Annotated in this window: 20 protein-coding genes, 1 tRNA gene and 1 pseudogene; 19 read left to right on the top strand and 3 right to left on the bottom strand. The window is 67.9% G+C overall.

From position 1 onward, the window contains the following. Positions 1-511 precede the first annotated feature (511 nt). The 19 genes from C1Y63_RS02715 to der all read left to right on the top strand — a co-directional run bounded on the left by C1Y63_RS02715 (position 512) and on the right by der (position 23,350). On the top strand, positions 512-1,927 hold the full coding sequence (locus C1Y63_RS02715; RefSeq protein ID WP_106014935.1) for a tetratricopeptide repeat protein: 1,416 nt from the start codon (positions 512-514) through the stop codon (positions 1,925-1,927). Between the two features lie 187 nt (positions 1,928-2,114). Further along, on the top strand, positions 2,115-3,110 hold the full coding sequence (locus C1Y63_RS02720) for an HAD-IIA family hydrolase (protein ID WP_106014936.1): 996 nt from the start codon (positions 2,115-2,117) through the stop codon (positions 3,108-3,110). Continuing rightward, positions 3,101-3,262, top strand: a complete 162-nt coding sequence (locus C1Y63_RS12645) for a hypothetical protein (protein ID WP_158256065.1) — start codon at positions 3,101-3,103, stop codon at positions 3,260-3,262. The genes C1Y63_RS02720 and C1Y63_RS12645 overlap by 10 nt, the downstream gene beginning before the upstream one ends. Before the next feature lie 191 nt (positions 3,263-3,453). Next, the gene (locus C1Y63_RS02725; RefSeq protein WP_106014937.1) at positions 3,454-4,269 is read left to right on the top strand and encodes a TlyA family RNA methyltransferase; all 816 of its coding nucleotides are present in this window, start codon (positions 3,454-3,456) and stop codon (positions 4,267-4,269) included. Continuing rightward, the gene (locus C1Y63_RS02730) at positions 4,266-5,201 is read left to right on the top strand and encodes an NAD kinase (protein ID WP_106014938.1); all 936 of its coding nucleotides are present in this window, start codon (positions 4,266-4,268) and stop codon (positions 5,199-5,201) included. The genes C1Y63_RS02725 and C1Y63_RS02730 overlap by 4 nt, the downstream gene beginning before the upstream one ends. A 147-nt stretch (positions 5,202-5,348) precedes the next feature. Beyond that, positions 5,349-7,064, top strand: a complete 1,716-nt coding sequence (gene recN, locus C1Y63_RS02735) for a DNA repair protein RecN (RefSeq protein ID WP_106014939.1) — start codon at positions 5,349-5,351, stop codon at positions 7,062-7,064. A 116-nt stretch (positions 7,065-7,180) separates the two neighbouring features. After that, the gene (gene steA, locus C1Y63_RS02740; protein ID WP_106014940.1) at positions 7,181-8,368 is read left to right on the top strand and encodes a putative cytokinetic ring protein SteA; all 1,188 of its coding nucleotides are present in this window, start codon (positions 7,181-7,183) and stop codon (positions 8,366-8,368) included. Positions 8,369-8,445: 77 nt separating this feature from the next. Continuing rightward, the gene (locus C1Y63_RS02745) at positions 8,446-9,381 is read left to right on the top strand and encodes a copper transporter (RefSeq protein WP_106014941.1); all 936 of its coding nucleotides are present in this window, start codon (positions 8,446-8,448) and stop codon (positions 9,379-9,381) included. A 559-nt stretch (positions 9,382-9,940) separates the two neighbouring features. Then, on the top strand, positions 9,941-11,614 hold the full coding sequence (locus C1Y63_RS02750) for a CTP synthase (protein ID WP_106014942.1): 1,674 nt from the start codon (positions 9,941-9,943) through the stop codon (positions 11,612-11,614). A gap of 293 nt (positions 11,615-11,907) precedes the next feature. Continuing rightward, a complete protein-coding gene (locus tag C1Y63_RS12960; protein WP_233195552.1) occupies positions 11,908-12,558 on the top strand; it encodes an NUDIX hydrolase in 651 nt (216 codons plus the stop codon). Continuing rightward, on the top strand, positions 12,551-13,513 hold the full coding sequence (locus C1Y63_RS02760; protein ID WP_106014943.1) for a tyrosine recombinase: 963 nt from the start codon (positions 12,551-12,553) through the stop codon (positions 13,511-13,513). Before C1Y63_RS12960 ends, C1Y63_RS02760 begins: the two co-directional genes overlap by 8 nt. A 164-nt stretch (positions 13,514-13,677) precedes the next feature. After that, positions 13,678-14,556 (top strand): ParA family protein, encoded by an 879-nt coding sequence (locus C1Y63_RS02765; protein WP_106014944.1) that lies wholly within the window; start codon positions 13,678-13,680, stop codon positions 14,554-14,556. Further along, on the top strand, positions 14,546-15,400 hold the full coding sequence (locus tag C1Y63_RS02770; RefSeq protein ID WP_106014945.1) for a ScpA family protein: 855 nt from the start codon (positions 14,546-14,548) through the stop codon (positions 15,398-15,400). Before C1Y63_RS02765 ends, C1Y63_RS02770 begins: the two co-directional genes overlap by 11 nt. A gap of 95 nt (positions 15,401-15,495) precedes the next feature. Next, the gene (locus C1Y63_RS02775) at positions 15,496-16,374 is read left to right on the top strand and encodes a sulfurtransferase (RefSeq protein WP_106014946.1); all 879 of its coding nucleotides are present in this window, start codon (positions 15,496-15,498) and stop codon (positions 16,372-16,374) included. Positions 16,375-16,619: 245 nt separating this feature from the next. Further along, positions 16,620-17,159 (top strand): SMC-Scp complex subunit ScpB, encoded by a 540-nt coding sequence (gene scpB / locus C1Y63_RS02780; RefSeq protein WP_106015032.1) that lies wholly within the window; start codon positions 16,620-16,622, stop codon positions 17,157-17,159. Positions 17,160-17,484: 325 nt separating this feature from the next. Then, positions 17,485-18,789, top strand: coding sequence for an adenosylmethionine--8-amino-7-oxononanoate transaminase (locus C1Y63_RS02785; protein ID WP_233195553.1), 1,305 nt, complete (start codon positions 17,485-17,487; stop codon positions 18,787-18,789). Between the two features lie 133 nt (positions 18,790-18,922). Then, complete coding sequence (gene bioD, locus C1Y63_RS02790) at positions 18,923-19,633, top strand: dethiobiotin synthase (RefSeq protein ID WP_106014948.1); 711 nt, start codon at positions 18,923-18,925, stop codon at positions 19,631-19,633. Between the two features lie 688 nt (positions 19,634-20,321). Then, complete coding sequence (locus C1Y63_RS02795; RefSeq protein ID WP_369831011.1) at positions 20,322-21,125, top strand: pseudouridine synthase; 804 nt, start codon at positions 20,322-20,324, stop codon at positions 21,123-21,125. Further along, positions 21,125-23,350: a bifunctional cytidylate kinase/GTPase Der gene (der, locus tag C1Y63_RS02800; RefSeq protein WP_106014950.1), complete on the top strand. Its 2,226-nt coding sequence runs from the start codon at positions 21,125-21,127 to the stop codon at positions 23,348-23,350. The genes C1Y63_RS02795 and der overlap by 1 nt, the downstream gene beginning before the upstream one ends. Before the next feature lie 274 nt (positions 23,351-23,624). Here der and C1Y63_RS02805 read toward each other — a convergent pair. The 3 genes and pseudogenes from C1Y63_RS02805 to C1Y63_RS02815 form a co-directional block, all read right to left on the bottom strand. Then, positions 23,625-23,701 (bottom strand) — tRNA-Pro (locus C1Y63_RS02805). A gap of 134 nt (positions 23,702-23,835) precedes the next feature. Further along, complete coding sequence (locus C1Y63_RS02810; RefSeq protein WP_106014951.1) at positions 23,836-24,240, bottom strand: YchJ family protein; 405 nt, start codon at positions 24,238-24,240, stop codon at positions 23,836-23,838. A 189-nt stretch (positions 24,241-24,429) separates the two neighbouring features. Then, positions 24,430-25,185: pseudogene (locus tag C1Y63_RS02815) on the bottom strand (alpha/beta hydrolase family protein); the annotation flags it as partial. Between the last annotated feature and the right edge of the window lie 196 nt (positions 25,186-25,381).

Here is a 25,381-nt window from a genome sequence, read left to right on the forward strand (position 1 = left end):
AAGCCCACCTGCGCCGATGGTACTGCACACGGGAGTGTGTGGGAGAGTAGGTCACTGCCGACATTATATCTTCATAAAAATCGCTCCAAGGCCCCGGAAACCAGTACCTCTGGTTTCGGGGCTTTGTTGCGTGTACAGGGGTTTTGGGGGTGCTCGTTGTTGTTGCGGGCCTGCCCCCGGGGAGGCGGTCTGTGGAGCACATGGAGCTCTACTGGGGCACCTGTCCGGTGCTGCCGAAGATTGCTTGTTGAGTCTCCTCCAGCGGGTGAATCATCTACGAGCGGCTGTGTTACGGGGTTCGTCGTTCTTTTTCTACACAGTGACGCTCTGCCGCGTCGTCGGGTTTCTTCTGATGTGTGGCGTGACGAGTGTTGTTGGTGACTCCCACTGTTCGGGTGTCAGGGTGTAGAATCATCCACCTAGCTTGTGTCCTTCTCCCACGTCGTGTGGCGGGAAGGACTTTGATTGCGCCGAGAGCGCACCCACCGCCCCAGAAGGAGCACCACACTATATGGCCAACGAGTATCGCGAGCGCCGGGATGACCGTCGCGACGACCGTCGTTCCCGTCGAGATGATCACCGCAGCGACGACCGCCGTTCCTATGACCGTCGTTCCGGTTCCTTCGATTCTGACAGCCGTCGCGACGGCCAGCGTCGGGATCGCTTCGACGACCGCCGCGGTGGCTACCGTGGTCGCGACGACAACCGTGGTGGTTACCGTGGCCGGGACGACCGGCGTGAGGATTCCCGAGGCGGCTACCGCGGTCGGGACGATCGCCGTGACGACCGGGGCGGCTACTCGCGAGGCGACCGTCGTGATGACCGTGGCTACCGGGGTCGTGATGACCGCCGTGACGACCGTCGCGGTGGGTACCGTGAGGATCGGGGCGGCTATGGGCGCTCGAATGATCGTGGCTATGGCCGCGATGACCGTCGCGAGGATCGCCGCGATGACCGCGGTGGCTACCAGTCCGGTGGGTACCGGGGCCGTGACGATCGGCGCGATGATCGTCGGGACGACCGTCGTGGGGGTTACAACCGGGATGATCGCCGGGGTGGCCGCCGTGACGACCGCCGTGGCCCGCAGGGCGGCGGACGCGGTCACGCGCAGCGCGGCGGTAAGGACCGCACCTATCAGGGGCCGATGCGTCCCGGTTTCCGTGAAGAGCGCCTGAACAACCGCCAGAATGACCCGGACATTCCTTCCGACGTTAAGGCTGATCTGCTGGATCCGAGCGTGCTGCAGGACCTGAAGAGCCTGAGCAAGGACAACGCCGATAAGGTCGCCCGCCACATGATCATGGCGGCCACTCTCCTCAATGATGACCCGCAGCTCGCGCTGCGACACGCCCGCTCCGCCAAGGACCGCGCGGGCCGTGTGTCCGTGGTGCGCGAAACTGCCGGTATCGCCGCCTACCACGCAGGCGAGTGGAAGGAAGCCCTCGCGGAGCTGCGCGCCGCCCGCCGCATGTCCGGCGGCCCGGGCCTCATCGCCGTCATGGCTGACTGTGAGCGCGCCCTGGGCCGCCCGGAGAAGGCCATCGAGCTTGCCCGTGAGGAAGGCGTGGGTCTTGACGACGAAACCCGCACCGAGCTCGCCATCGTCGTCGCCGGTGCTCGCCGCGACATGGGGCAGTTGGACGCTGCGGTGGTGGAATTGCAGCAGGAGAACCTCGACCCGAATCGGACGGATTTCGAGGCTGCGCGCCTGTTCTACGCCTACGCTGATGCCCTCAATGACGCCGGTCGCCCGGAGGAAGCACTCGAGTGGTTTGAACGCGTCCGGGGCATCGATCACGACGAGTTCCTCGATGCCGACGAGCGCATCCGGGAGCTGCAGCGCGCCATCGGTGGGCAGACGGAGCTTCCGCTGACCACCGATACCGTGCGCACCCAGCAGCCCGCAGAGTCGGACGACGACGCTTAAGGCTGATGATCTTCTGATCGTCGGCGCGGTCCCCGCGTCGTCAATGGCGCCCCACTCTTGCACTGCACTCGCGGTCCTGTGAAGGACTGTCGGTGGTGACGAGGGTGGGGTGTCTGCGTATCTTCTCCTCAGTGTGGGGCTTGGGTAATGTGTGCCCGCGCGCTTTCGGGGTTTAAGCTGGTACACCATGACCGCCGTATACGACGCTTACGATGCCCTGCTGCTGGACCTGGATGGAACCGTGTGGGAGGGCGGCGACGCGATCGAGCACGCGGTGCCCGCCATCAACGCCTTCCCCGGCCACAGCATCTACGTCACCAACAACGCCTCCCGCGCGGCGGCAACCGTGGCAGACATGCTCCAGGCGATTGACCTTGCCGCAGCACCTCAGGATGTTCTGACGAGTGCTCAGGCGGCGGTGTACATGCTCGCCAAGGACATTGAGCCCGGCAGCCCGGTGCTCGTACTCGGCGCGGAGTCCCTCCGGGACCTGGTCCGCGAGGCCGGGTTCGTTCCCGTGTCCAGCGCCGACGACCAGCCCGTGGCGGTGCTGCAGGGCCACAACCCGGAGACCGGGTGGGCGCAGCTGTCGGAGGCGGCGTTGGCGATTCGCGCCGGCGCGAGCTTCTTCGCCACCAATCTGGACACCTCGCTCCCGCAGCAGCGGGGCCTCATGGTGGGCAATGGTGCGATGGTGCACGCCGTCGCCATCTCCACGGGGGTGACCCCGCGCAGCGCGGGCAAGCCGGAGCCGGCGATGTTCCACGTCGCCCAGGAGCAGGTGGGCGCGCAGCGCCCGCTGGCGGTCGGTGACCGCCTGGACACCGATATTGCCGGTGGCGTGGCCGCCGGCATGGACACCCTCCACGTGCTCACCGGCGTTTCCGGTGTCGACGACCTCTTCTTCGCCCCGCGGGCGCACCGCCCGAGCCTCATCGCCCAGGATCTGCGGGCCTTGAGCGGCGACGTCGACACGCTCCGCCCCGGAAACCAGGGTGGTTTTAGCGCCACCCGCATCGGTGACACCGTCACCGTGGAGGGGGCGCCCGCAGGCGCGCTTGCCGAGGATCCGGTCGCCATCGTGCGGACGGTGCTCGGTGCCGCCTGGTCGGATATTGACGCGCCCCGCGAGCTGGTCTTCGGCAGCACGGCCGCCAAGGAGGCGTGGGACGCGTGGACGTAAAGCCTCAAGATTTCCGGGCGGCGCAGACCCCCGACCCGGAGGCCCTGTCCGCCGAGGTGCTGGGCCTGCTGGCGCAGCCCACCCATAGCGTGGACGAGGAAGTGGAGCTGCTCACCGCAGCCCACCAGATCCTCGCGGACGCGCTGCGCTAACCGCGGTGGCCTCCCACCCCAGTGGCCGCCTCAAGTTATCCACAGGTGTGCCCGCGGGGCATTGTGCTTTCGGCCCGCCAGGGGCCATAGTGGTGGGGTATCCCAGCACGCCTGCGTGTTGATCCCTGACGTCTTCTCCCCAGGGGTGCGGCGTATCTGCGCCCCAGGGCATGTGATCGGAGTTTGTTTTCATGGTTTCCCGTCGTCGGCTCGACGCTGAGCTTGTGCGCCGCAAGATTGCCCGCTCCCGGGAACACGCGGTCACCCTGGTCCGCGGCAACAAAGTCTTCGTGGGCGGCATGCTCGCCACGAAACCGGCCACCGTCGTCGACGATCAGGTCTCCATCCGGGTGGATGGCTCCGAGGAGGACAATTGGGCTTCCCGCGGCGCGCACAAGCTCATTGGTGCCCTGGATGCGTTCGGCATCTCGGTGGAAGGGCTGCACGTCCTCGACGCAGGTGCCTCCACGGGTGGTTTCACGGATGTGCTGCTGCGCCGGGGTGCGGAATCCGTCACCGCCGTCGACGTGGGCTACGGGCAGCTGATTTGGCGTCTGCAAAACGATCCTCGGGTGCGGGTGATGGACCGGACGAACATCCGGCACCTCACACCATCGATGCTGGAGCGCCCCATGGACATGATGGTCGGTGACCTGTCGTTCATCAGCCTCAACCTGGTGCTGCCGGCCATCGCTGCCTGCATGCGGCCCGGTGCGAGCCTGCTGCCCATGGTCAAGCCGCAGTTCGAGGTCGGCAAGGACCGCCTGGGTTCCGGGGGTGTGGTGACGTCTCCTGAGCTGCGTGCCGAAGTGACCCTCGATGTGGCCCGCCACGCCCGCGAGTTGGGGTTGTCGACGAAGCAGGTGGTGGCCTCCCCGCTGCCGGGCCCCTCGGGCAACGTAGAGTATTTCCTGTGGCTCGTCGCCGACGATGGTGCCAGCCACCCCGACACTGACACGCTGACAGCCATGGTGGATACCGCCATCGCGGAAGGACCCTCACGGTGACTGAACGTTCCGTCCTGCTCGTCCCGCACACGGGACGCCACTCTAACCTGGCGGCTGCGTCGACGGCGGCGGCCCTGCTGGATGCTGCTGGCATCACCGTGCGGGTGCTCGCCCCGGAGGACCCCACCCCCATCGACGAGGACCCCATCCTGGGCCGGTTTCCCCAGTTCCCGCACCACGCCTCTGCGGCGCGGGGCTGCGAACTCGTGCTCGTGCTCGGTGGTGACGGCACCTTCCTGCGGGCCGCTGACTTGGCCTACCAGGTGGACCTGCCGGTGCTCGGAATCAACCTCGGCCATGTGGGCTTCCTCGCCGAGTGGGAGTCCGACTCCTTGGAGGAAGCCATCCGCCGGGTCATTGACCGGGACTACCGGGTGGAGGACCGCATGACCCTCCAGGTCACCGTCCGCGGGGCGGATGGTGAGGTGTCGGGGCGGAACTGGGCACTCAATGAGGTGTCCGTGGAGAACACCAACCGCCGCGGGGTGTTGGATGCGACGCTCGAAATCGACGGGGAGCCGGTGAGTTCCTTCGGCTGCGACGGCGTGCTCGTGAGCACCCCGACGGGGTCGACGGCCTACGCGTTTTCCGCAGGCGGGCCGGTGCTGTGGCCGGAACTCGACGCCATCTTGGTGGTGCCGAATAACGCGCACGCCCTGTTCGCGAAGCCGCTGGTGGTCAGCCCCCAGTCGCGTGTCGCCATCGAGTCCAACAGTGATACCTCCCCGGCACTGGCGATCATGGATGGTTTTCGGGACCTCCACATGCCGCCCGGCTCCCGGGTGGAGGTCGCTCGCGGCGAACGCCCGGTGCGCTGGGTGCGCTTGGACGAGTCGACGTTCACCGAGCGGTTGGTGCAGAAGTTCCGACTGCCGGTCGTCGGCTGGCGTGGCCCCCAGGCCGGGAGCACCCCAGGCTATCCCCAGCCCTAGCCGCCCCTCCGACTGCGGGCAGTGGCGCCAGCCGGTCGTCTGCGACTGTGCTGGGTGCGAACTTTTCGCGTCGCTGCTCTGCGTTTCTCTTTCTTTGTGTGAATCCTTTCTCTTTTTCTCTTCTGGTAGAAGGCAGGTGGAAGCCCCTTGTTGACTGAACTGGACATCCGCGAACTGGGCGTCATTCACCACACCACGGTGGAACTCGACCGGGGGCTCACGGTGCTCACCGGTGAGACCGGCGCCGGTAAGACGATGATCCTGTCGGGGTTGCGGCTGCTCGCGGGCGGCCGGGCTGATGCCGGCCGGGTCCGCACCGGGGCTGCCGCCGCCGTGGTGGAGGGGCGCTTCCAGGTGCCGGAGGAACTCGCCGCCGCGGCGGCTGCCGTGGTGGATGCTGCGGGTGGCAGCATGGACGAAAACGGCGAGTACATCGTGAGCCGGACGGTCAATGCCTCCGGGCGGTCGAAGGCGCACCTGGGTGGCCGGGCGGTGCCGGCGTCCACGCTGGGGGAGTTCACCAGCGAACTGTTGGCGATCCATGGCCAAAACGATCAGCTGCGGTTGTTGTCCCCCGAGCGGCAGTTGGCGGCCCTCGATCGCTTTGGCCCCGACTGCCTGCGCCTGGCGGAGGCCTACCGCTCGGCCTACACCGAGTACAAGGCGCTGGCGAAAGATCTGGCGGAACGCACCGCGAAGCGCAGGGAACTCGCCCAGGAGGTGGATCGGCTGCAGTTCGCCATTGACGAGATCACCCAGATTGATCCGCAGCCGGAGGAGGATGTGGAGCTGCAGGCCACGATTCGGCGCCTGCAGGACGTCGATAGTCTCAAGGAGGCAGCCCAGGCAGCCCTGGGGCGCGTGGATGGTCCGGGGGCGCTCGACGGCGGGGAGATGGGGGAGTTCCTCGGCGCGATTGACCTCATCGGTGAAGCAGCCCACGCCCTCGGCGGGCCGGAGGACGAGACCCTCGCAGACCTCGCGCAGCGCCTCGGGCAGGTGGCGGTCCAGCTGTCTGATATTTCCTCCGAATTGGGCCAATTTCTCTCCCGGTTGCCCAGCGACCCGGACGCGTTGGAGACGATGCTGCAGCGCCAGCAGGAACTGAAAAACCTCACCCGCAAATACGCGCCCGACATGGCTGGGGTGTTGGCGTGGAAGGACAAAGCAGAACGCAAGCTCAGCCGTATCGACGTCTCCCCGGGGGCGTTGGACGAGCTGGCCGCCCGGGTGGCGGCCGCCGAGGAGCGGGTGCAGGCCACCGGGCAGGAGCTGAGTGCGGCGCGGGCTGCTGCGGCGACGACGCTCGCGCAGGCAGTCACCGAGGAGCTGCACGGGCTCGCGATGCCGAAGGCCGTGTTCACCGTCGAGCTCAGCCCCCGGGAACCGGGGCCGCAAGGTCTCGACGAGGTGGAGTTCCGCCTCGCGCCCGCGCCGAAGCTGCCGGCACAACCGCTGGCGACCTCCGCGTCGGGCGGTGAGCTGTCCCGCGTTATGCTGGCCCTGGAGGTCAACCTGTCCGCCACGCAGGCGGGCACCACGCTCGTGTTCGACGAGGTGGATGCCGGCGTCGGCGGCAAGGCCGCGGTGGAGATTGGGCGTCGTTTGGCGCGGCTGGCTCGCCACAACCAGGTGCTGGTGGTCACCCACCTGCCGCAGGTGGCGGCGTTCGCCGACACGCACATCCATATCTCGAAGGATGTGGCAGACGATGCGGTGACCTCCGCGGCGCGCCGGCTCGATGACGAGCAGCGGGTGGAGGAACTCGCCCGTATGTTGGCGGGCCTGGACGATACCGCCACCGGCCGGGCGCACGCCGCCGAGCTGTTGGAGATCGCCCGCACCGATACCTCCGAGGCGTAGCCCGCCCGCAGCGGAGTGGATGCGTGCTGGGGGAAGCAGCTGCGTAGGGAAAGTTTCTGCCACCAATTGCGTGTCATTGCGCCCGTTTGTGTCTGCGTGCCGCCACACTAGGCGGCATGAGTTTGTTCTCCCGCAACCCTGACCTGCCCGGTCTTTACGCACCGATTCGTGACTGCACTCCCGGCGCGAAGGGCATGCGCAAGCTGTCGACTGGCGACATTGCGCTCATTGATGCCCCGGACATCACCCGCGCGTTCGCCCAGCAGCTCATTGATGCCGGCGCGGCTGCCGTCGTCAACATTGCTCGCGCGGGAGCGGGCACGGTGCCGAGCTTCGGCCCCCAGTTGCTCATCGACGCCGGCATCACGCTCGTCGACGGGGTGGGCGTGGAGGTGCGTGCCCAGTTCAAGGACGGCAAGAAGGGCCGCCTGACGGATGAGGGGGAGCTGTTCTACGGGGAGAAGCTGCTGGGGCAGGGCACTGTGCTGTCGGCGGCCGATGTGGACGCCCAGTGGCAGGCCGCGCAGCAGCAGCTGCTCGACCACATGGAGGCGTTCTTCGGTAACACCACCGAGTTCATTCGCTCCGAAGCGCCCCTGCTCGTCGACGGGTTGGGTATCCCCGCCACCGGTGTGGATCTGCACAACCGGAAGGTGGTGGTGGTCTCCCCGGCGGTGGACTTGGAGGAGCAGCTCAAGGAGTTGCGGAATTTCCTGCGGGAGTACCAGCCGGCACTCATCGCTGTGAACGAGGCGGCGGACACTCTGGTGAAGGCGGGCTACAGCCCCGACATCATCATTGGTGACCCGGCCCGCATCGAGGTGGAGACCATGCGTGGCGGGGCGCTCATGGTGCTGCCGGCGGATACCTCCGGGCACGCAGTCGGCATGGAGCGCATCCAGGACCTGGGTATTGGGGCGATGACGTTCCCCTCGGCGATTAGTGACGCGAGCGATTTGGCGCTGTTGTTGGCCGAGTACCACGGGGCGTCGCTCATTGTGAATGTGGGTGCGCCGCTGGATTTGAATGGGGTGTTTGCCGACGCTGTGGGCGCGCAGCCCTCGGGGTTGTTGGCCCGGTTGAAGGCCGGCACCCGGCTCGTGGATGGCCGCGCCATCGTGGAGCTGTACACCGTGCGCACGAACTTCAGCTTCCACTGGCTGTGGGCACTGTTGGGTGTCGTGGCGCTTATCGCGGTGCTCATCGTCATTGGCGGGACCCATGGTGATGGCAGTTTCGTCGACAACCTCATCGATGCCTGGAACAACATTGCTGTGGATGTGCGTTCCTGGGTGGGGCTGTAGACCAGCCTGTGGGCTTGTGCGCGAAGAGCGCCTGATCTTTTTCTCCTCTAGACGACTTCACTGGGAAAGGTTTCACTATGGGTTCAATGCGTCCCGGACATGTTTTCGCCGGCGTGACGCTCGGGATGGCGGCCGGTGTGGCCGCCGGTGCCCTGCTGGTGGCCCCGAACCTCGCGGATGGGGGCAACGCGCAGTTGCGCGATACCTCCAGCCAGCTCAAAGACTTGAAAACCTCCAGCCAGGTGGTCGCCGCGGAGGCGGATGCCGCCGATAGTTTCATCGCGTCCACCGCGCCCGCGCAGGTGGCGGGCATCCTCGACGGCAAGCCTGTCACGGTGATTCGGACGGCCTCGGCGCAGCAAGAGGACGTTGATGCGGTGGAGGCGCTGCTGCGGGACGCGAAGGCCGTCGATGCGGGCCGTCTTAAGCTGACGGAGAAGTTCTTCGACAAGGAGCACGCGGACCGGCTCAAGTCGATTGTGGCGACCACGCTGCCGGCGGGGGCGAAGCTGTCCGTCGACAAGCTGGACCCGGGCACGCACGCCGGGGAGGCGCTCGGGGCGGCACTGTTCGCCCCGAAGGAGGGGCAGCCGGCGTCGCCGCCGGAGGATCGGGCGTTGTTGCTCAACGCCCTCCAGGGCGCGGGCCTCGTGGAGGCCAATGCGGCGGCGATCGCCCCCGCCGAGGCCATCGTGATCATCACTGGTGATGCGGAGGAGGGCAATGAGTTTGCCGCCCGCAACCTGGCGGCGTTTGCGCTGGCGTTGGGCCGCTTCGACGGTGGCGCGGTGTTGGCGGGCCGGATCACGCAGGCAGCAACCACGGGGGCGATTGGTGTGGTGCGTTCCGATGCGGCCGACGGGTTGAAGGTGTCCACCATTGATTCGGTGAACATGGCCTACGGGCGCCTGGCCACGGTGTTGGCTGTCCGGGAGCAGCTCGACGGCAGCTCCGGGGCCTATGGCGCGGCCGCCTCCGCGGAAGCCGCATCCCCGCCGGTGCCGCGCACCTAGCTGGCATCCGCGCTGGCGCTGACTGCCACCTGCCGCCCCGTGTGCGTGTCGCATGCGCGGGCTGCAGTGTCGCATGTGTGCAGCGCCCGCTGTCCTGCGGGAAGCTCATGGGCGCGTCCGTCGGGGGACGTGTCCCGTTTTTTCGGGTGATTTCTCGGGCTGCGGCAAATGGGGTGGGAATTTCTCAGATTTGTGGCGGGAGTGTTAGGCTGAAATCCCGTGGGTATCCAAGGATGCCGCCACAGTGGCCCGTTGGGCCAGCCTGACACAGCGTGTGAGGCGGTGGCGCTCCCGGCACACTGTGCCGCGACACCTGCGGATTTGTCGTTTCTGCACATCTTTTCTCTGCGTGGCTTCGTTCTGATGGCGGCGCATGAAAAAAGTGCGCTGCTTGTCTATTCCGCAGGCGTCGACAATGGTCTTTTCTCCCACCCGTTTTTCGCGCACCCTTTTTTCTTGATGTCTATGCATTCGTGGGGTGTGTGAGGGCGGTTTTTCTGGTGGCTTTTATATTGTCCGGGCGTCCTCTGTGGGGCTTCCGGTGGGAGAGTGTGGAGTTATGCAAACGCAAGCAGGGTCGGGGGCTAGTCCGGTGAAGTATGTGTTCGTCACCGGTGGTGTGGCGTCGTCGTTGGGGAAGGGGCTCACGGCGGCCAGCCTGGGCCGCCTGCTCATCGCCCGTGGCGTGTCGGTGACGATGCAGAAGCTGGACCCGTACGTCAACGTCGACCCCGGCACCTTGAACCCCCGGGAGCACGGCGAGGTGTTCGTCACCGAGGATGGTGCGGAGACGGATCTGGATTTGGGCCACTACGAGCGTTTCCTCGATCGGAATCTCTCGCAGGCGGCGAATGTGACGACCGGCAAGGTGTATTCCTCGGTCATCGCCAAGGAACGCCGGGGCGAGTACTTGGGCCGCACGGTGCAGGTGATCCCGCACATCACCGACGAGATTAAGGATCGGGTGCGGGTGCTGGCGGATGCGGTCGCGGGTGGCCAGCGCCGCCCGGATGTCGTCATCGTGGAGATCGGCGGCACCGTCGGCGATATTGAGTCCCAGCCTTTCCTGGAGGCTGCGCGCCAGCTGCGGCACGACGTAGGCCGCGACAATGTCTTTTTCATCCACGTGTCCCTCGTGCCCTACCTGGCGCCCTCGGGGGAGTTGAAGACGAAGCCGACGCAGCACTCCGTGGCTGCCCTGCGGGCCATCGGCATCGTGCCGGATGCCTTGGTGTTGCGCTGCGATCGGGAGGTGCCGCAGGCGTTGAAGTCGAAGATGGCGCTCATGTGCGACGTCGATGAAGCCGCTGTGATTTCCTGCGCGGATGCGGATTCCATCTACTCCATCCCGGAGGTGCTGCACCGCGAGGGCCTCGACGAGGTGGTGCTGGATCGGCTGCGCCTGCAGGCGGGGCCGGTGCAGTGGGGTGAGTGGGGCACCCTCCTTGAGCGGGTGCGCAATCCCCGCGGGGAGGTCACCATCGGCGTGGTGGGGAAGTACACGGAGCTGCCCGATGCGTACCTGTCGGTGGCGGAGGCGATCCGGGCGGCGGCGTTCACCCATGGGGTGCGCGCCACGATCCGCTGGGTGGCCTCGGACGAGTGCGCCACCGACGAGGGCGCGGAGGCACTGCTCGGCGAGCTGGATGGTGTCGTGATCCCCGGTGGCTTCGGCGGCCGCGGTATTGACGGCAAGCTGGGCGCGATCCGCTGGTGCCGCACCCACGGCCTGCCGTTGCTGGGGATCTGCCTGGGCCTGCAGTGCGTCGTCATTGAGGCGGCGCGCGCGGCGGGCCTGGACGGCGCGACCTCAACCGAGTTTGATCCGGAGACGCCCACGCCGGTGATTGCGACCATGGCGGAGCAGGAGGCCGCCACCCGTGGGGACGCGGATCTGGGTGGCACGATGCGCCTCGGGGCATCGCCCGCAGTGCTGGAGGAGGGCTCCGTCGTGGCGGGAATCTACGGCTCCCGCGAGGTCAGTGAGCGGCACCGCCACCGCTATGAGGTGAACAACGCCTACTGCGAGGAGATCACCGCCGGTTCCGGTCTGGTGTTCTCTGGGCGCAACCCCGACAGTGGCCTGGTGGAGTTCGTGGAGTACCCCCGCGAGCAGCACCCCTTCCTCGTGGCCACGCAGGGCCACCCGGAGTACGCCTCCCGGCCGACGCGCCCGCACCCCCTGTTCGACGCCCTCGTCGGCGCCGCGCTGCAGCACCACGCCGCGCAGTAGTCTGCGCGCGCACCAGCAGACCTCAGCGCCGCCGGGGGGCGGCGCGGGGACTGGGCTAGGGTGGTGTGCGGAGCTCGGGTGCGCCCGCAGGATGCCGCACGCGTTGTGCTGCGGGGTGCCGCGGACTTCGTACCCGAGCAGGAAGAATCGACGCATCGTCCCATCCCCGGCGCGCGCCCGTGCGGGCAGCCGCAGTGCCGCCGGGGATGGCCTGAGTAAGGAGGGCACTGTCCGTGCACACGCAGAAGCCAGATGGCACCACCCGCGCCACGACGCCCCCGGCAGTACCCGCGGTGCCGGACGCCCGGCATGATTTTCCCGTCCAGTCGACGGAGCTGTTGCTTGACGCGCCGATCCTGGGGGTCCGGCGCGATCAGGTGGTGATGCCGGGCGGTCACGTGGCGGCCCGGGAGGTGGTCGAACATTTCGGGGCGGTCGCTGTGGTGGCTGTGGACGACCATGACCGGGTGGCGTTGGTGCACCAGTACCGCCGGCCGGTGGGCCGCCACCTGTGGGAGCTGCCGGCGGGGCTGCTGGATGTTCCCGGCGAGCCTGCGGAGGTGTGCGCGGCCCGTGAACTCGCCGAGGAGGCGGGGTTGCGTGCGGCGCGGTGGGAGGTGCTCACCGACATGGTGACCTCCCCGGGGGTGATGGATGAGGCGGTGCGGGTGTTTCTTGCCCGGGAACTCACCCCCGTCGACCGGGGCGAGGCCGATGATGAGGAGGCCGACTTGGAGCTGCACTGGGTGCCCCTGGACGAGGCTGTGGAGTGGGTGGCTGCCGGGCGGGTTGCCAACGGCATTGCCATCGCGGGCCTGCTGCTGGCGGCCCGCGCGTGCGCCGGCGGGGCGACGCGCAGCGTGGAGGAGCCTTTCGCGCTGCGGCCGACGGCGCTGGCCGCACGCAAGGCGGCCGCCGCGTCAGGGACTGTGCGCCGTGGGTGAGGGGCGCGCCCCGGCCGCGCCGGATGCGGTGGAGGTGGTGCTGCGCCTGTGGCTGGAGCACCTGCGGGTGGAACGCTCCGCGTCGGCGAACACGGTGAGTAACTATGCCCGGGATGCGCGCCGCTGGCAGCACTGGCTCGCCCAGCAGGACATCTCCCGCCTGGGGGAGGTCACGGTGCCGATGGTGGAGCGCTACGTGCGGGATCTGCGCGACGGTGACCCGGCCCAGGGGCGCGCGCCCTTGGCGGTGAGTTCCGCGAATCGCGCGCTGGTGGTGGTCCGCCAGATGCACGCCTTCGCCCTGCACGAGGGGCGGGTGAGCCAGAACGTCGCCGCGGAGGTGCAGCCGGTGCAGATGCCGAAGCACTATCCCGACACCCTCACGGTGGAGGATGCCTGCCGGATCATTGACGCCATCCCCACCGGGGAGACGGCCACGGCGGTGGACGTGCGGGACCGGGCCCTGTTGGAGCTGTTGTACGGCACCGGTGCCCGCATCACGGAGGTGTTGAGCCTGCGCGCCCAGGAAGGCATCGGCGACCGCGACATGGTGTTGCTGCACGGCAAGGGGGACAAGGAGCGCCTGGTGCCCCTGGGGGAGCCCGCCCGTCAGGCGGTGCGGGAGTACGCCCGCAGGTCACGCCCGGAGCTTGCAGCCAAGGCCCGCGCAGGCGTACCGCAGGAGCTGTTTTTGAACACGCTCGGCCGGCCGCTGTCGCGGCAGAGCGCCTGGAAGGTCATCAAGGAGCGCGCGCAGCGCGCCGGGGTCACGGCGGAGATTTCGCCGCACACGTTCCGCCACTCTTACGCCACGCACCTGGTGCAGCGGGGTGTGCCGGTGCGGACGGTGCAGGAGCTTTTGGGGCATGCGGCGGTGACGACGACGCAGCTGTACATGCACATGAATACCCAGGGCATTGCGGAGAAGTGGCGTGAGGCGCACCCGCGCGCATAAGGTGCGTGCGGTGTTCGCCCCCGTGCCGTGCGGGGGCAGGTGTCGGGGATGATGCTCACCCGCCGCGCGGGGTTGGTAGGGTGGAGGGGCTAGAAGAGGTGGGGTGTGCGCCCCGCCCGCCGAACCACCACACACCCACAAGTGTCAAGGGAGAAGGTTTGACTGTGAAGGATCCTGGGCTGTTTGAGAAGCCGGAAAACACCCTGGGCTTGACCGGCCGTCCCTTGCGCGAGATCCCTGAGCCCGCGCCCCTGGACCGGCATGGTCCGGCGACGATCCTGGCGATGTGTAATCAGAAGGGCGGGGTGGGGAAGACAACGTCGACCATTAACCTCGGGGCGGGCCTGGCGGAAGCCGGCCGGAAGGTGCTGTTGGTCGACCTGGATCCCCAGGGTGCGCTGTCGGCGGGCTTGGGTATTCACCACGACGAGTTGGACTTGACGGTCTATAACCTGCTGGTGGATAACGAAACCTCCATCCTCAACGCCATCCACACCACGCGGGTGCCGGGGATGCATTTGGTGCCGGCGAACATTGACCTGTCGGCGGCGGAAATCCAGCTCGTCAACGAGGTGGGTCGTGAGCAGGCGTTGGCGCGGGCGCTGCGCCCGGTCATGCGCGAGTATGACTACATTCTGCTGGACTGCCAGCCGTCGCTGGGGCTGCTCACGGTCAACGCTTTGGCGTGCGCGCAGGGGGTCATCATCCCGATGGAGTGCGAGTACTTCTCCCTGCGTGGCCTGGCGTTGCTCACGGACACGGTGGAGAAGGTGCGGGATCGTCTCAACTTCAACCTGGACATCGTGGGTATTTTGGTCACGATGTTTGACCGCCGCACCTCGCATGCGCGTGAGGTGATGAGCCGGGTGGTGGAGGTCTTCGGGGAGAAAGTCTTCGACACGGTGATTACGCGGACGGTGCGGTTCCCGGAGACGAGTGTCGCGGGCGAGCCGATTACGACGTGGGCGCCCCGCTCGGAGGCGGCGACGCAGTACCGGATGCTGGCCCGCGAGGTCATTGAGCGCACCACCCATGGCGGCTAGCCGGCCCCGCACCACCCCGGGTGGCGCTGCCGCGCAGGAGGCGCCGGGGGAGCAGCTGACCCTGCCGGGTTTCCAGCTGGCGCTCGGCAACTTTGAGGGGCCTTTCGATCTGCTGCTGCAGCTCATTGGGGCGAAAAAGCTGGACGTCACCGAGATCGCGCTCGCGGAGGTCACCGACGAGTTCATTGCCTACACGCGGGATCTGGGGGCGACGGCCGACCTTGATGAGATCACCGAATTCCTCGTCATTGCGGCCACCCTGCTGGATCTGAAGACGGCGCGCCTGCTGCCCCGCGGGGAGGTGGACGACGAGGAGGACCTCGCATTGTTGGAGTCCCGCGACATCCTGTTCGCGAAGCTGCTGCAGTACCAGGCGTACAAGAAGGCCGCGGAGCAGTTCGCGGCCTGGCAGGTGGCGGCCCGGCGCCGGTATCCGCGGGCGGTGTCCCTGGAGCCGCAGTTTGCCCAGCTGTTGCCGCCGGTGCGCTTGGGTATGGATGCTCAGTCCTTTGCCGAGTTTGCGGCGAGTGTGTTTCGTCCCCGCCCGCCGGAGGAGGTGGCCACGGGGCATATTCACCAGGTGGCGGTGTCCGTCCCGGAGCAGGCCGGCAAGCTGTTGGATGCGCTGCGCCTGGCGGGTGCGGAGACGTGGTTGAGTTTCGCGCAATTGACGAGTGACTGTGGCCGCAACATGGAGATCGTGGGCCGTTTCCTCGCGCTGCTGGAGTTGTTTAAGGCTAAGGCGGTGAGCCTCAAGCAGGAGGAGTCGCTGGGCCCGTTGGATGTGTCCTGGACGGGTATCGAGGTCGATCCGGCGGTCGTGGCCGCCGCCAACTGGGAATAGGTGGGGCGCGCCCGGCGCAGGGGCAAAACAAGGGGGCGCACAATTTTTCCCGGTTTCCCTGCCGTGGGCAGGGTTGTCTCGGTAGGGTGTGGTCCATGACGACGAACAACACAGGTGCACCCACCCCGACCGCCCTGGATTCCAGTGTGCCGCCGCTGATCACCGCCGCCGCGCTGCAGCAGATGCTCGCTGAGGATCCCTCCCGCCTGGTGGTGCTGTGCGCCTCCATGGGTAACCCTGCCCGCGCCCTGCAGGAGGGGATTCCCGGCGCGCTGCTGGCCGACATTGAGGCCGAGTTCAGTGAGGCTGACGCCGAGTTTCCCCACACCGTGCCGGCGGATGTGCAGGCCCCCTTCGCCGCGTGCGGTATCAGTGACGATTCGGTGGTGGTGGTCTACGACCGCCACGGTGTGGTGGTCAGCCCCCGGGTGTGGTGGCTCGCGCAGGCCGCGGGGCTGCGCACAGTGTTCGTGCTGGACGGCGGGTTGCCCGCCTGGGTGGCTGCGGGTGGGGCGACCGCCCCGATCGCCACCCCGCAGGACGCGGGGGTAGCCGGTGGGGAGATCTCTGCACAGCCCCGCCCGGAGCTGTTCACCGATATCCGTGGTGTGGAGCGTGCGCTGGCGCGCTCCGCGTCGGCGGTGGTGGACGCCCGGAGTGCGGGCCGCTTCGCCGGGGTGGCCCCGGAGCCCCGCCCCCATATGCGGGCGGGCCACATCCCGGGCTCGGTGAATGTGCCCTTTGAAACCCTGTTTGCTGAGGACGGGACGTTCCTGCCTGCGGTGCAGCTGCGCCAGATTTTTGCCGCCCAGGTGGGCGACGCCACCCAGCTGGTGTTCAGCTGTGGTTCTGGCGTGACGGCCTGCGTGACGGCACTCGGCGCCCGCCTGGCCGGGTGGGAGGACCTGGTGGTCTACGACGGGTCGTGGTCCCAGTGGGGCAGCGCCGACTCCCAGCAGCCGATTGCCACCTAGTCGCAGGCGGCCGTAACACCCGTGGGGTCTGCGCGGGCGCCGCAGCGCCACGCGGGTGCGGGGCTGGGGAAGCGGGTGGTGCGGGCAGCCATCTAGACTGGTCGTTTGTGACTGAGCAGCCCCACACCACTGACGCGTCCCCCGCCCCCGGAACCTCCGCCCCCGGGGCGGAGTTCACCCTGGAGGCTCCCGCCGCAGCGCCAGTGGAACCCCTGGCGCACACGCCCGCGCCCCAAGGGCTGCCGGTGGTCTCCCGGCTGCGCTCCCGGATTGAATCGGTGCTGCTGGTCACCGATTCCCCCGTGACGGTGGCGGCATTGGCGCGCGCCACGGACGCCCCGGAAGCCACGGTGCGCGGGGTCCTCGTCGATATTGCCCGCGAGTTTGATGAACGCGGCAGCGGCTTCGAGCTCAGCGAGAACGCCGAAGGCTGGCGCTTGTACACCCGCCGGGCCAACGCCGATGCTGTCGAACGGCTGCTGTTGGGCGGCTCCCACACGAAGCTCACCCGCGCAGCACTGGAAACACTGGCGGTCGTCGCCTACCGGCAGCCCGTCACCCGCGCCCAGGTGGCCGCGATCCGCGGCGTCAACGTCGACGGTGTCATGCGCACGCTCATGCTGCGGGGGCTGGTGAAGGAAGTAGAGACCGACTCCTCGACGGGCGCGCACCTGTATGCCACGACGGAGTTGTTCCTCGAATTGTTGGACATCCCCGACCTGTCGGTGCTGCCGAACCTGGCCCCGTTGCTGCCGGAGGTGGATGCGATCGACGACGTCCTCTAACGGCGGCCGCCGCGACCAAGGGGGTGCGGCACGTCGGTGCGCGCCGGGCGGTGGCGTGGGGGTAGTCGTGGGGGAGAAAAAGGGGTGGGAAAACAGAGGCGGGAACGTATCACCCGCCGTATACTTGAACGGTGTTTGGTAGCGGCCGGGTTGGTCTCCCAACGATCCTGCCCGCCGTGCCTGGCCACTGCGCACACTGCGCCCACTGTGCTCTTTGGGATCCGTGTGCGCTCTGTATATTCCCCTCACCCCACCCGTAGACATGACTCACCCCGCATCCTCACCCACTCCCGCGACCAGCCCCTTCGCCGCGCCGGCGGCAGGGATGTCCCCTGAAGTGCTGGCTGCCGACCTGGCTGCCTTCGACCAGCGGCACCTCTGGCACCCCTACAGTCCCACCCCGGCCGCGATGGACCCACTGCCCATCGCCTCCGCGGAGGGGGTGTACCTCACCTGCGTTGACGGGCGACGCCTCATCGACGGCATGAGCTCCTGGTGGGCCGCCGCCCACGGGCACTCCCACCCACAGATCACTGCCGCCATGCACGCCCAGATCGACACCATGAGCCACGTGATGTTCGGCGGGCTCACCCACCAGCCCGCCGTACGCCTGGCGGAACTCCTCCTGGACATCACCGACGAGCCACTGACGAAAATCTTCTACGCCGACTCCGGCTCCGTCAGCGTCGAAGTCGCCATCAAAATGGCCCTCCAATACCAGCGCGGCACAGGCCATCCGGAACGCACGAAGCTGCTGACCTGGCGCAGCGGCTACCACGGCGACACCTTCGGCCCCATGAGCGTGTGCGACCCCGACGGCGGCATGCACTCCCTGTGGCGCGGCGTTCTCGCCGAGCAAGTCTTCGCCCCCGCCCCGCCTGTTGCCGGCAGCGCCCCGGAGGCCCACCAGGCATACCTCGCCGCGATGGAAGAACTCATCGACGACCGCATCGCCGGCATCATCATCGAACCCATCGTGCAGGGCGCGGGCGGCATGCGCTTCCACGACCCGGAACTCGTCGCCGGCGTCCGCGCCCTCTGCGACCGCTACGGGCTCGTGTTCATCGCCGACGAAATCGCCACGGGCTTCGGCCGCACCGGGGCCATGTTTGCCACCCAAGCCGCCGGCGTGACCCCCGACATCCTCTGCGTCGGCAAAGCACTCACCGGCGGCAGCATGACCCTTGCCGCAGTCCTCGCCACCGACGCCATCGCCGCCGCCATCGACACCCCCGCCGGCGGCGGGGCACTCATGCACGGGCCCACCTTCATGGGCAACCCTTTGGCCTGCGCGGCAGCGGCCGCCGCCGTCGACCTCGTCCGCAGCCGCTACTGGGAACCCCTCGTCGCCCGCATCAGCGAGGAACTGCGCACAGGGCTCGCCGACCTCGGCCACGACCCCCGGGTCGCCGACGTCCGCGTCCTCGGGGCCATCGGCGTCGTCGAACTCGTCGAGCCCTGCGACATGCGGGCCGCGACGGACGCCGCCGTCGCCCACGGAGTCTGGCTGCGCCCCTTCGGCAAGCTCATCTACACGATGCCGCCGTTTATCAGCACCACCGACGAGGTCGCCACCATCTGCACAGCCATCCACGCCGCCGTGGCGGCACAGCGCACCCCCGGCGCTTAAAGGCCGGATGCGCGCACGCGCGCGCCACCTGTGCGCGGCAGCATAAGCCGCCTTCCCTTGTGGCATCTCCCTGTGCGTATCCCCTGCTTCCTCCACTTTCACTCCAGTCGCGGAAAGGACCTGGTTGTTCACCATGGCAACCCCCACCCACCCCATCGTCGTCATCACCGGCACCAACACCGACGTCGGCAAAACCATCGTGACCGCAGCACTCGCTGTCGCACTGCACGACGCAGGCCTGGCCGTGCACGTCATCAAACCCGCCCAAACCGGCGAACCGGAAGGATCCGGGGACCGGTTTACCGCCGAGCACCTCTCCGGGGGAGTCATCACCACCGACGAGTGCGCCCGCTACCCGGAGCCGCTCGCACCGAACCTCTCTGCCACCCGGGCCGGCATGCCGCAGCTGACACTCGGTGATGTCGCCGCCCACATCCGCAGCACCGTCGAGCAAGCACCCCCGCACCAGATCACCCTCGTGGAGGGCGCCGGCGGCCTGCTCGTCCGCATCGCCGACGACTGGACGATCGCCGACCTGGCGGCCGAGCTCGGCGCCCCGCTGCTCGTCGTGACCTCCACGGGGCTGGGCAGCCTCAACCTCGCAGAGCTCACCGTGGAAGCAGCCGCCCGCCGTGGGGTGAACACCCTCGGGCTCGTAGGCGGATCCCTGCCCCAGGAACCAGACCTGGCCACCCGGCTGAACCTCGACGAATTCCCCATCGTCACCGGGGTACCGCTGCTCGGGTGCCTGCCGGAGAACTCCGGCACCCTGCCCCCGGAGGCCTTCGCCGCCATGGTGCGCCAGCAGGCACTGGACGTGACACCGCTGCTCACCCTCGACTAGGGTGGAGACATTCAGTGCGCGCACGCCTGTGGCCATAAGCCTGGGGCGTGGATGCTCCCACCGGGACCACTCGCACACTCACCCTGGAATACCGTGCCGCAAGGCGCGGTTGCAGGTGACGAGTGCGTGCGCCCGGTGTCTGCTATGGCGCACACTGACATTTTTCCTGCATTTTTCCTGTTTTCTAATCCCCGCAGCGATGCGGCGTGAATACCTTGCGATGACGAACCCCGCATCCCGTGCGGTGGTGCCTACCCTTTTTCCGTCTGCCGCGTCATTGTCCCCCTGCTTGTGCGCTCGAAGTCTTGTGGCCGGCGCGCCGGGCACCTGGCGGTAGCCAGGATGGGGGAGCAGACGCGGCGGGAGGGGGCCACCACCTGCCAGTGGGGGTGGTCCAGGCCAGGTCACGCCGCGGTGATGAGAATGCGGCGGGCCTGGCCTGTGTGCATTTTCGCCCCGCTGCCTCTCGCCTGCGGCGGCACCGCCGTGTGCTGCGCGCCTGGATGGGTAGCGCACTGGCGGGCGCCGGCGCTGGTGGGGTGGACACAGGAGACGGGCTTCTCCGCCAGCGCGGGGTGCCTGAAGACTTTTCCCCGAACAGATTGAGGACTTTCACGTGACCCCACCCGCTCGCCGCGACGGCACACCGGATAAGCGTCCGCCGCGCACCAAACTCAAAGCCGCCGACATTTACGTCTCCAAGGCCAAGCCCGCCCGCCACCAGCATGTCGACTCCTCCCGCCAGGTGGAACCCTCCGGTGAAGGGGTGCGCCTGCAGAAGGTGCTCGCCCAGGCTGGTGTGGCGTCCCGCCGCATGGCGGAGAAGCTCATCGAGCAGGGCCGCGTGGAGGTCGACGGACGTATCGTCACCACCCAGGGCCTGCGGATCGACCCGAACACCGCCATCGTCCGCGTCGATGGTGCCCGTGTCCGCATCAACGAAGACATGGTGTACTTCGTGCTCAACAAGCCGCGCGGCATCCAGTCGACGATGAGCGACGACATGGGCCGCCCCTGCGTCGGCGACATCGTCGGCGAGAAGCTCGACGCCGGCCAGCGGCTGTTCCACGTGGGTCGTCTCGACGCGGCCACGGAGGGCCTGCTGCTGCTCACCAACGACGGGGAGCTCGCCAACCGGCTCATGCACCCCCGCTACGAGGTGGCCAAAACCTATCTGGCCACCGTCGTCGGCGAGGCTGACCGGGAGCTCATCCGCACCCTCAAGGCCGGGATCGAGCTCGAGGATGGGCCGGCGAAGGCCGACTATGTCCAGATCGTCGATACCTGGCAGGGCAAGTCCATCGTGCGTGTGGAGCTGCACGAGGGGCGCAAGCACATTGTGCGCCGCATGCTCAAAGCCGCGGGGTATCCCGTGGAGCGCCTCGTGCGCACCAAGATCCACACTGTCCAGCTGGGGGAGCAGACCCCCGGCACTATCCGCGCGCTCAACTCTGCTGAGCTGACTAGCCTGTACAAGGCGGTGGGAATGTGATGTTTAATATCGAAAATCCTCGTGACCTCCCCGGGGAGCACACTGGTCTCCTCGTGGCCGTCGATGGCCCGAGCGGGGCGGGCAAATCCACGGCCTGCCGGGCGATCGCCGAAGAACTGTCCGCCAAGTACCTCGACACGGGTGCCATGTACCGGGTGGCCACCCTGCATGTGCTCAACCAGGGCATTGACCCCGCTGATACGGAGGCGGTCGTTGCGGCGACGGCGGCGCTGCCGCTCGTCGTCAACGACGACCCGGCGTCCCGGGAGGTGCTGCTCGACGGCAAGGATGTGTCCGCGGAGATCCGCTCCGCAGAAGTCACCCGCGCAGTCAGCGCCGTCTCCGCTATCCCGGCGGTGCGCGACAACTTGGTCGCCCTGCAGCGCAGCCTCGCCCGGGAGGCGGGCCGCTGCGTGCTCGACGGCCGTGACATCGGCACCAACGTGTTCCCGGACGCCCCGGCGAAGATCTTCCTCACCGCCTCGGCGCGGGTGCGGGCGGAACGCCGCCACGCGGAACTTCTCGCCAAGGGCGAGGACGTCTCCTTCGAGGAGGTGTTTGCCGATGTGGAGCGCCGCGACCACCTGGACTCCACCCGGGCCACCAACCCCTTGGCCCCGGCGGAGGACGCCTACGTCCTCGACTCCTCTGAGATGACCCTTGAGCAGGTCATCGACACGATGATGGCGATCGTGGAGGATTCCTGCGACGCCTACGCCGAGTCGCTGGGCCTGGATGGGGATGCGGCGGAAGACCGGGAACTCAGCGAGGAGGAGTACCGCGTCCTCGACGCCGCCGACTTCGACGACAGCGAGTTCGGTGAGGCCGACTTCGGTGAGAACTTCACTGAGGAGCAGTGGGAGGAAATGGAGCGCGCCTTCGGCGTGGAGCCCGACGGCATCGTGGAGGAAAACCTCTGCACCGTCGCCATCGTCGGCCGCCCCAACGTCGGCAAGTCCTCCCTCGTCAACCGTTTCCTCGGCCGCCGTGAGGCCGTCGTGGAGGACTTCCCCGGGGTGACCCGCGACCGGATTTCCTACCTGGCTGAGTGGAACGGCCGCCGTTTCTGGGTGCAGGACACCGGCGGCTGGGACCCGGACGCGAAGGGCATCCACGGGGCGATTGCCCGCCAGGCGGAAACCGCCATGGCCACCGCCGACGTCATCGTCTTCGTCGTCGACACGAAAGTCGGCATCACCGCCACCGACGAGGTCATGGCCCGCCGTCTGCAGCGCTCCGAGGTGCCTGTCATCCTCGTGGCCAACAAGTTCGACTCGGATGCCCAGTACGGCGACATGGCCGAGTTCTACGGCCTCGGGCTGGGCGATCCTTACCCGGTGTCCGCGCAGCACGGCCGCGGCGGCGCCGACGTCCTCGACGCCGTCGTCGCAGCCTTCCCCGCCAACCCCCGCCACCCCTCCATCGTGGAGGGGCCGCGCCGCGTCGCGCTCGTCGGCAAGCCGAACGTCGGCAAGTCCAGCCTGCTGAACAAAATCTCCGGCGAGGAACGCTCCGTCGTCGATAACGTCGCCGGCACCACCGTCGACCCCGTCGACTCGCTCGTGCAGCTCGACCAGAAACTGTGGAAGTTCATCGACACCGCAGGCCTGCGCCGCAAGGTGAAAAACGCCACCGGCCACGAGTACTACGCCAGCCTCCGCACGAAGAGCGCCATCGACGCCGCCGAGGTGTGCGTGTTCCTCCTCGACGCCTCGGAGCCCGTCAGTGAGCAGGACCAGAAGGTCCTCAACATGATCATCGAATCCGGCCGGGCACTCGTCATCGCCTTCAACAAGTGGGACCTCATGGACGAGGACCGGCGGGAACTCCTCGACCGGGAAATTGACCTCCAGCTCGCCCACATTCCCTGGGCGCGGCGGATCAATATTTCCGCCAAGACGGGGCGCGCCCTCCAGCGCCTCGAGCCCGCCATGCTGGAAGCGCTCGAGTCCTGGGACCAGCGTGTCACCACCGGCCAGCTGAACAACTGGCTGCGGCAGACCATCGCCCAGAACCCGCCGCCGATGCGCGGCGGCCGCCTCCCGCGCGTGCTGTTCGCCACCCAGGCGTCCACCCGCCCGCCGGTGATCGTGCTGTTCACCACCGGCTTCCTTGAGGCCGGCTACCGCCGCTACCTGGAGCGCCGTTTCCGGGAAACCTTCGGCTTCGAAGGCTCCCCGGTCCGCATCGCGGTCCGGGTGCGCGAAAAGCGCAAGCGCAAGTAACGCGCAGCGCACCCACGCACCAGCGCCCGATCCCTACCGCCCGCCCGCACCTCACACATCCAGTGAGCGTGCCGGCGGGCGGTGGTGTGTCGTGGGCCAGGAGCGCGCAGGCGAGTCACGGTGAGCCCCGCAGGAGCAGACGCCCACCCGCCAGGGGAGCAGCGCACCCGGCGCGCGTGCTCGCCCAGTATTCCGTGCGGACGCCCGGGTGCGGGCAGGGGCGGAGGTGGGTATGCGAAAACCCCGGAAGGGTGAACCTTCCGGGGTTTTCTACTGGTCGGACTGACAGGATTTGAACCTGCGACCCCTTGACCCCCAGTCAAGTGCGCTACCAAGCTGCGCCACAGTCCGTAACCATCCCACGCTAAGAAACATCAAGCGTTTCGTGCCGTGCGACTGGTATAGGTTACAACATGCCGATGTATGCGCACTAATCGGCAGGTCATGGGAGGAAAACGCCGCCCGTGGGCGTGATCGGAGGGCGTTTAGGCTTCGCCGATGTAGTACCAGCGGCCCCCCGCCTTGCCGAAGGTGGAGTTCTCCACCTGGGAGCCCACGGTGTCGCCCACACGGTAGAACGCCTCGAAGTGCACGGTGCCCATCGTGTCGAAGGGGCCGCCCTGGGTGTGACCCACGATGTCGAGCCGGTAGAACTCCACTCGCGGGTCCAGCATGAGGGTCTCTGGGGCTGTTTCCTGCAACCAGGTCGATAGCAGGTAGTCGGCGTTGCCGGTGACGAAGGCGCTAAACCGGGACCGCATGAGTGCCACGGCGGTGGGGGCGACTTTCTCGCCGGTGAGGTAGGGCTTGCAGCAGGTGGCGAACGTTGCGGTGGAGGTGCACGCGCAGCGGTCGTCGTCGGCGAAGGTGGGGAAACTGTGGGTGCTCATGGTGGGTCCTTGTGGGTGAAGCGTGGGTGGGTGTGTCCGCGTGTGAGTCTAAACGCTCTTCCGCACGCACTGGTCCTGAGGCAGCGCCGCTGGCGGCGGGTGTGGGGTCACAGAAAAGCCCCACACGTGCTGTGCGGGGCTGGTGCAGCCGGGCGTGGGAGCCGGGCCCTAGGTCGTCGCCGCGGCGGGGGTGAGGTAGGCGTCGGCCCAGGTGTGGATGAGCTCGGCGGCGCGCTGTGCGGTGCCCTGGCGGGTGAGCAGGTGATCCACCTTGTCGATCGCGAGCAGGGACTTCGGGTAGCGGGCCACCATGAAGATCTTCTGCGCGTTGTCGATGCCGACAGTCTGGTCGGTCGGGGAGTGCAGGATGAGCAGCGGGCGGCGCAGCTTGTGGATGTACTCCTCGGGGTTGACCTCCGCGAGGTCCTCCAAATAGTGGCGGGAGATCTCAATGTCACGCCCACCGAGGGTGACCCACACAGAGCCGTGGGCGTCGACGTCGCTGATGTGCTCCGCGAAGTGCAGCACCGCGTGCGCCGGGTCGAAGGGGGCACCGATGGTGGCGACGGCTTTGAGCTCCGGCATGTGGGAGGCCGCCTTGAGGGCCGCCGCCCCGCCGAGCGAGTGGCCGATGAGCAGCTGGGGTGCCTCGTGGTGGAAGCGCAGCCACTCGTAGGCGGCCACGAGGTCGCGGACGTTTTCATTGAAGGACGTCTCCGCGAAGTTGCCTTCCGACTGCCCCAGCCCGGGGAAATCGAAGCGGAGGCAGGCAATGCCGTGCTCCGCGAGGGTCTTGCACACGCGGGCCGCGGCGGGGGTGAAGCGGGAGCCGGTGAAGCAGTGGGAGAACAGTGCCCAGGCCCGCGGCTCGCCGTCGGGCAGGTCGATGGTGGCGGCCATGCTGAGGCCAGTGCTGGAGGGAACCTTCGCGCTCATGGATCGCATTGGTTCACCATAAACCGCGGCGCGGGGGTAGCGCTTGCCGCGCGTTTCCACCCGCACAGCCACATCCCTCACCCGCCACACGCCCGGCCCGTGCGCGCACCCACACGCGCGCTTGAGGGGCTCGCCCCGGCCGCGCGCGGCGGGTGGGATGCGGGCCGCAGGGCATCCGCGCGGCGCTTTTTCCGCACGTCGGCAC

The organism is Corynebacterium sp. 13CS0277 (genome assembly GCF_002994655.1).
Classification (GTDB): Bacteria; Actinomycetota; Actinomycetes; order Mycobacteriales; family Mycobacteriaceae; genus Corynebacterium.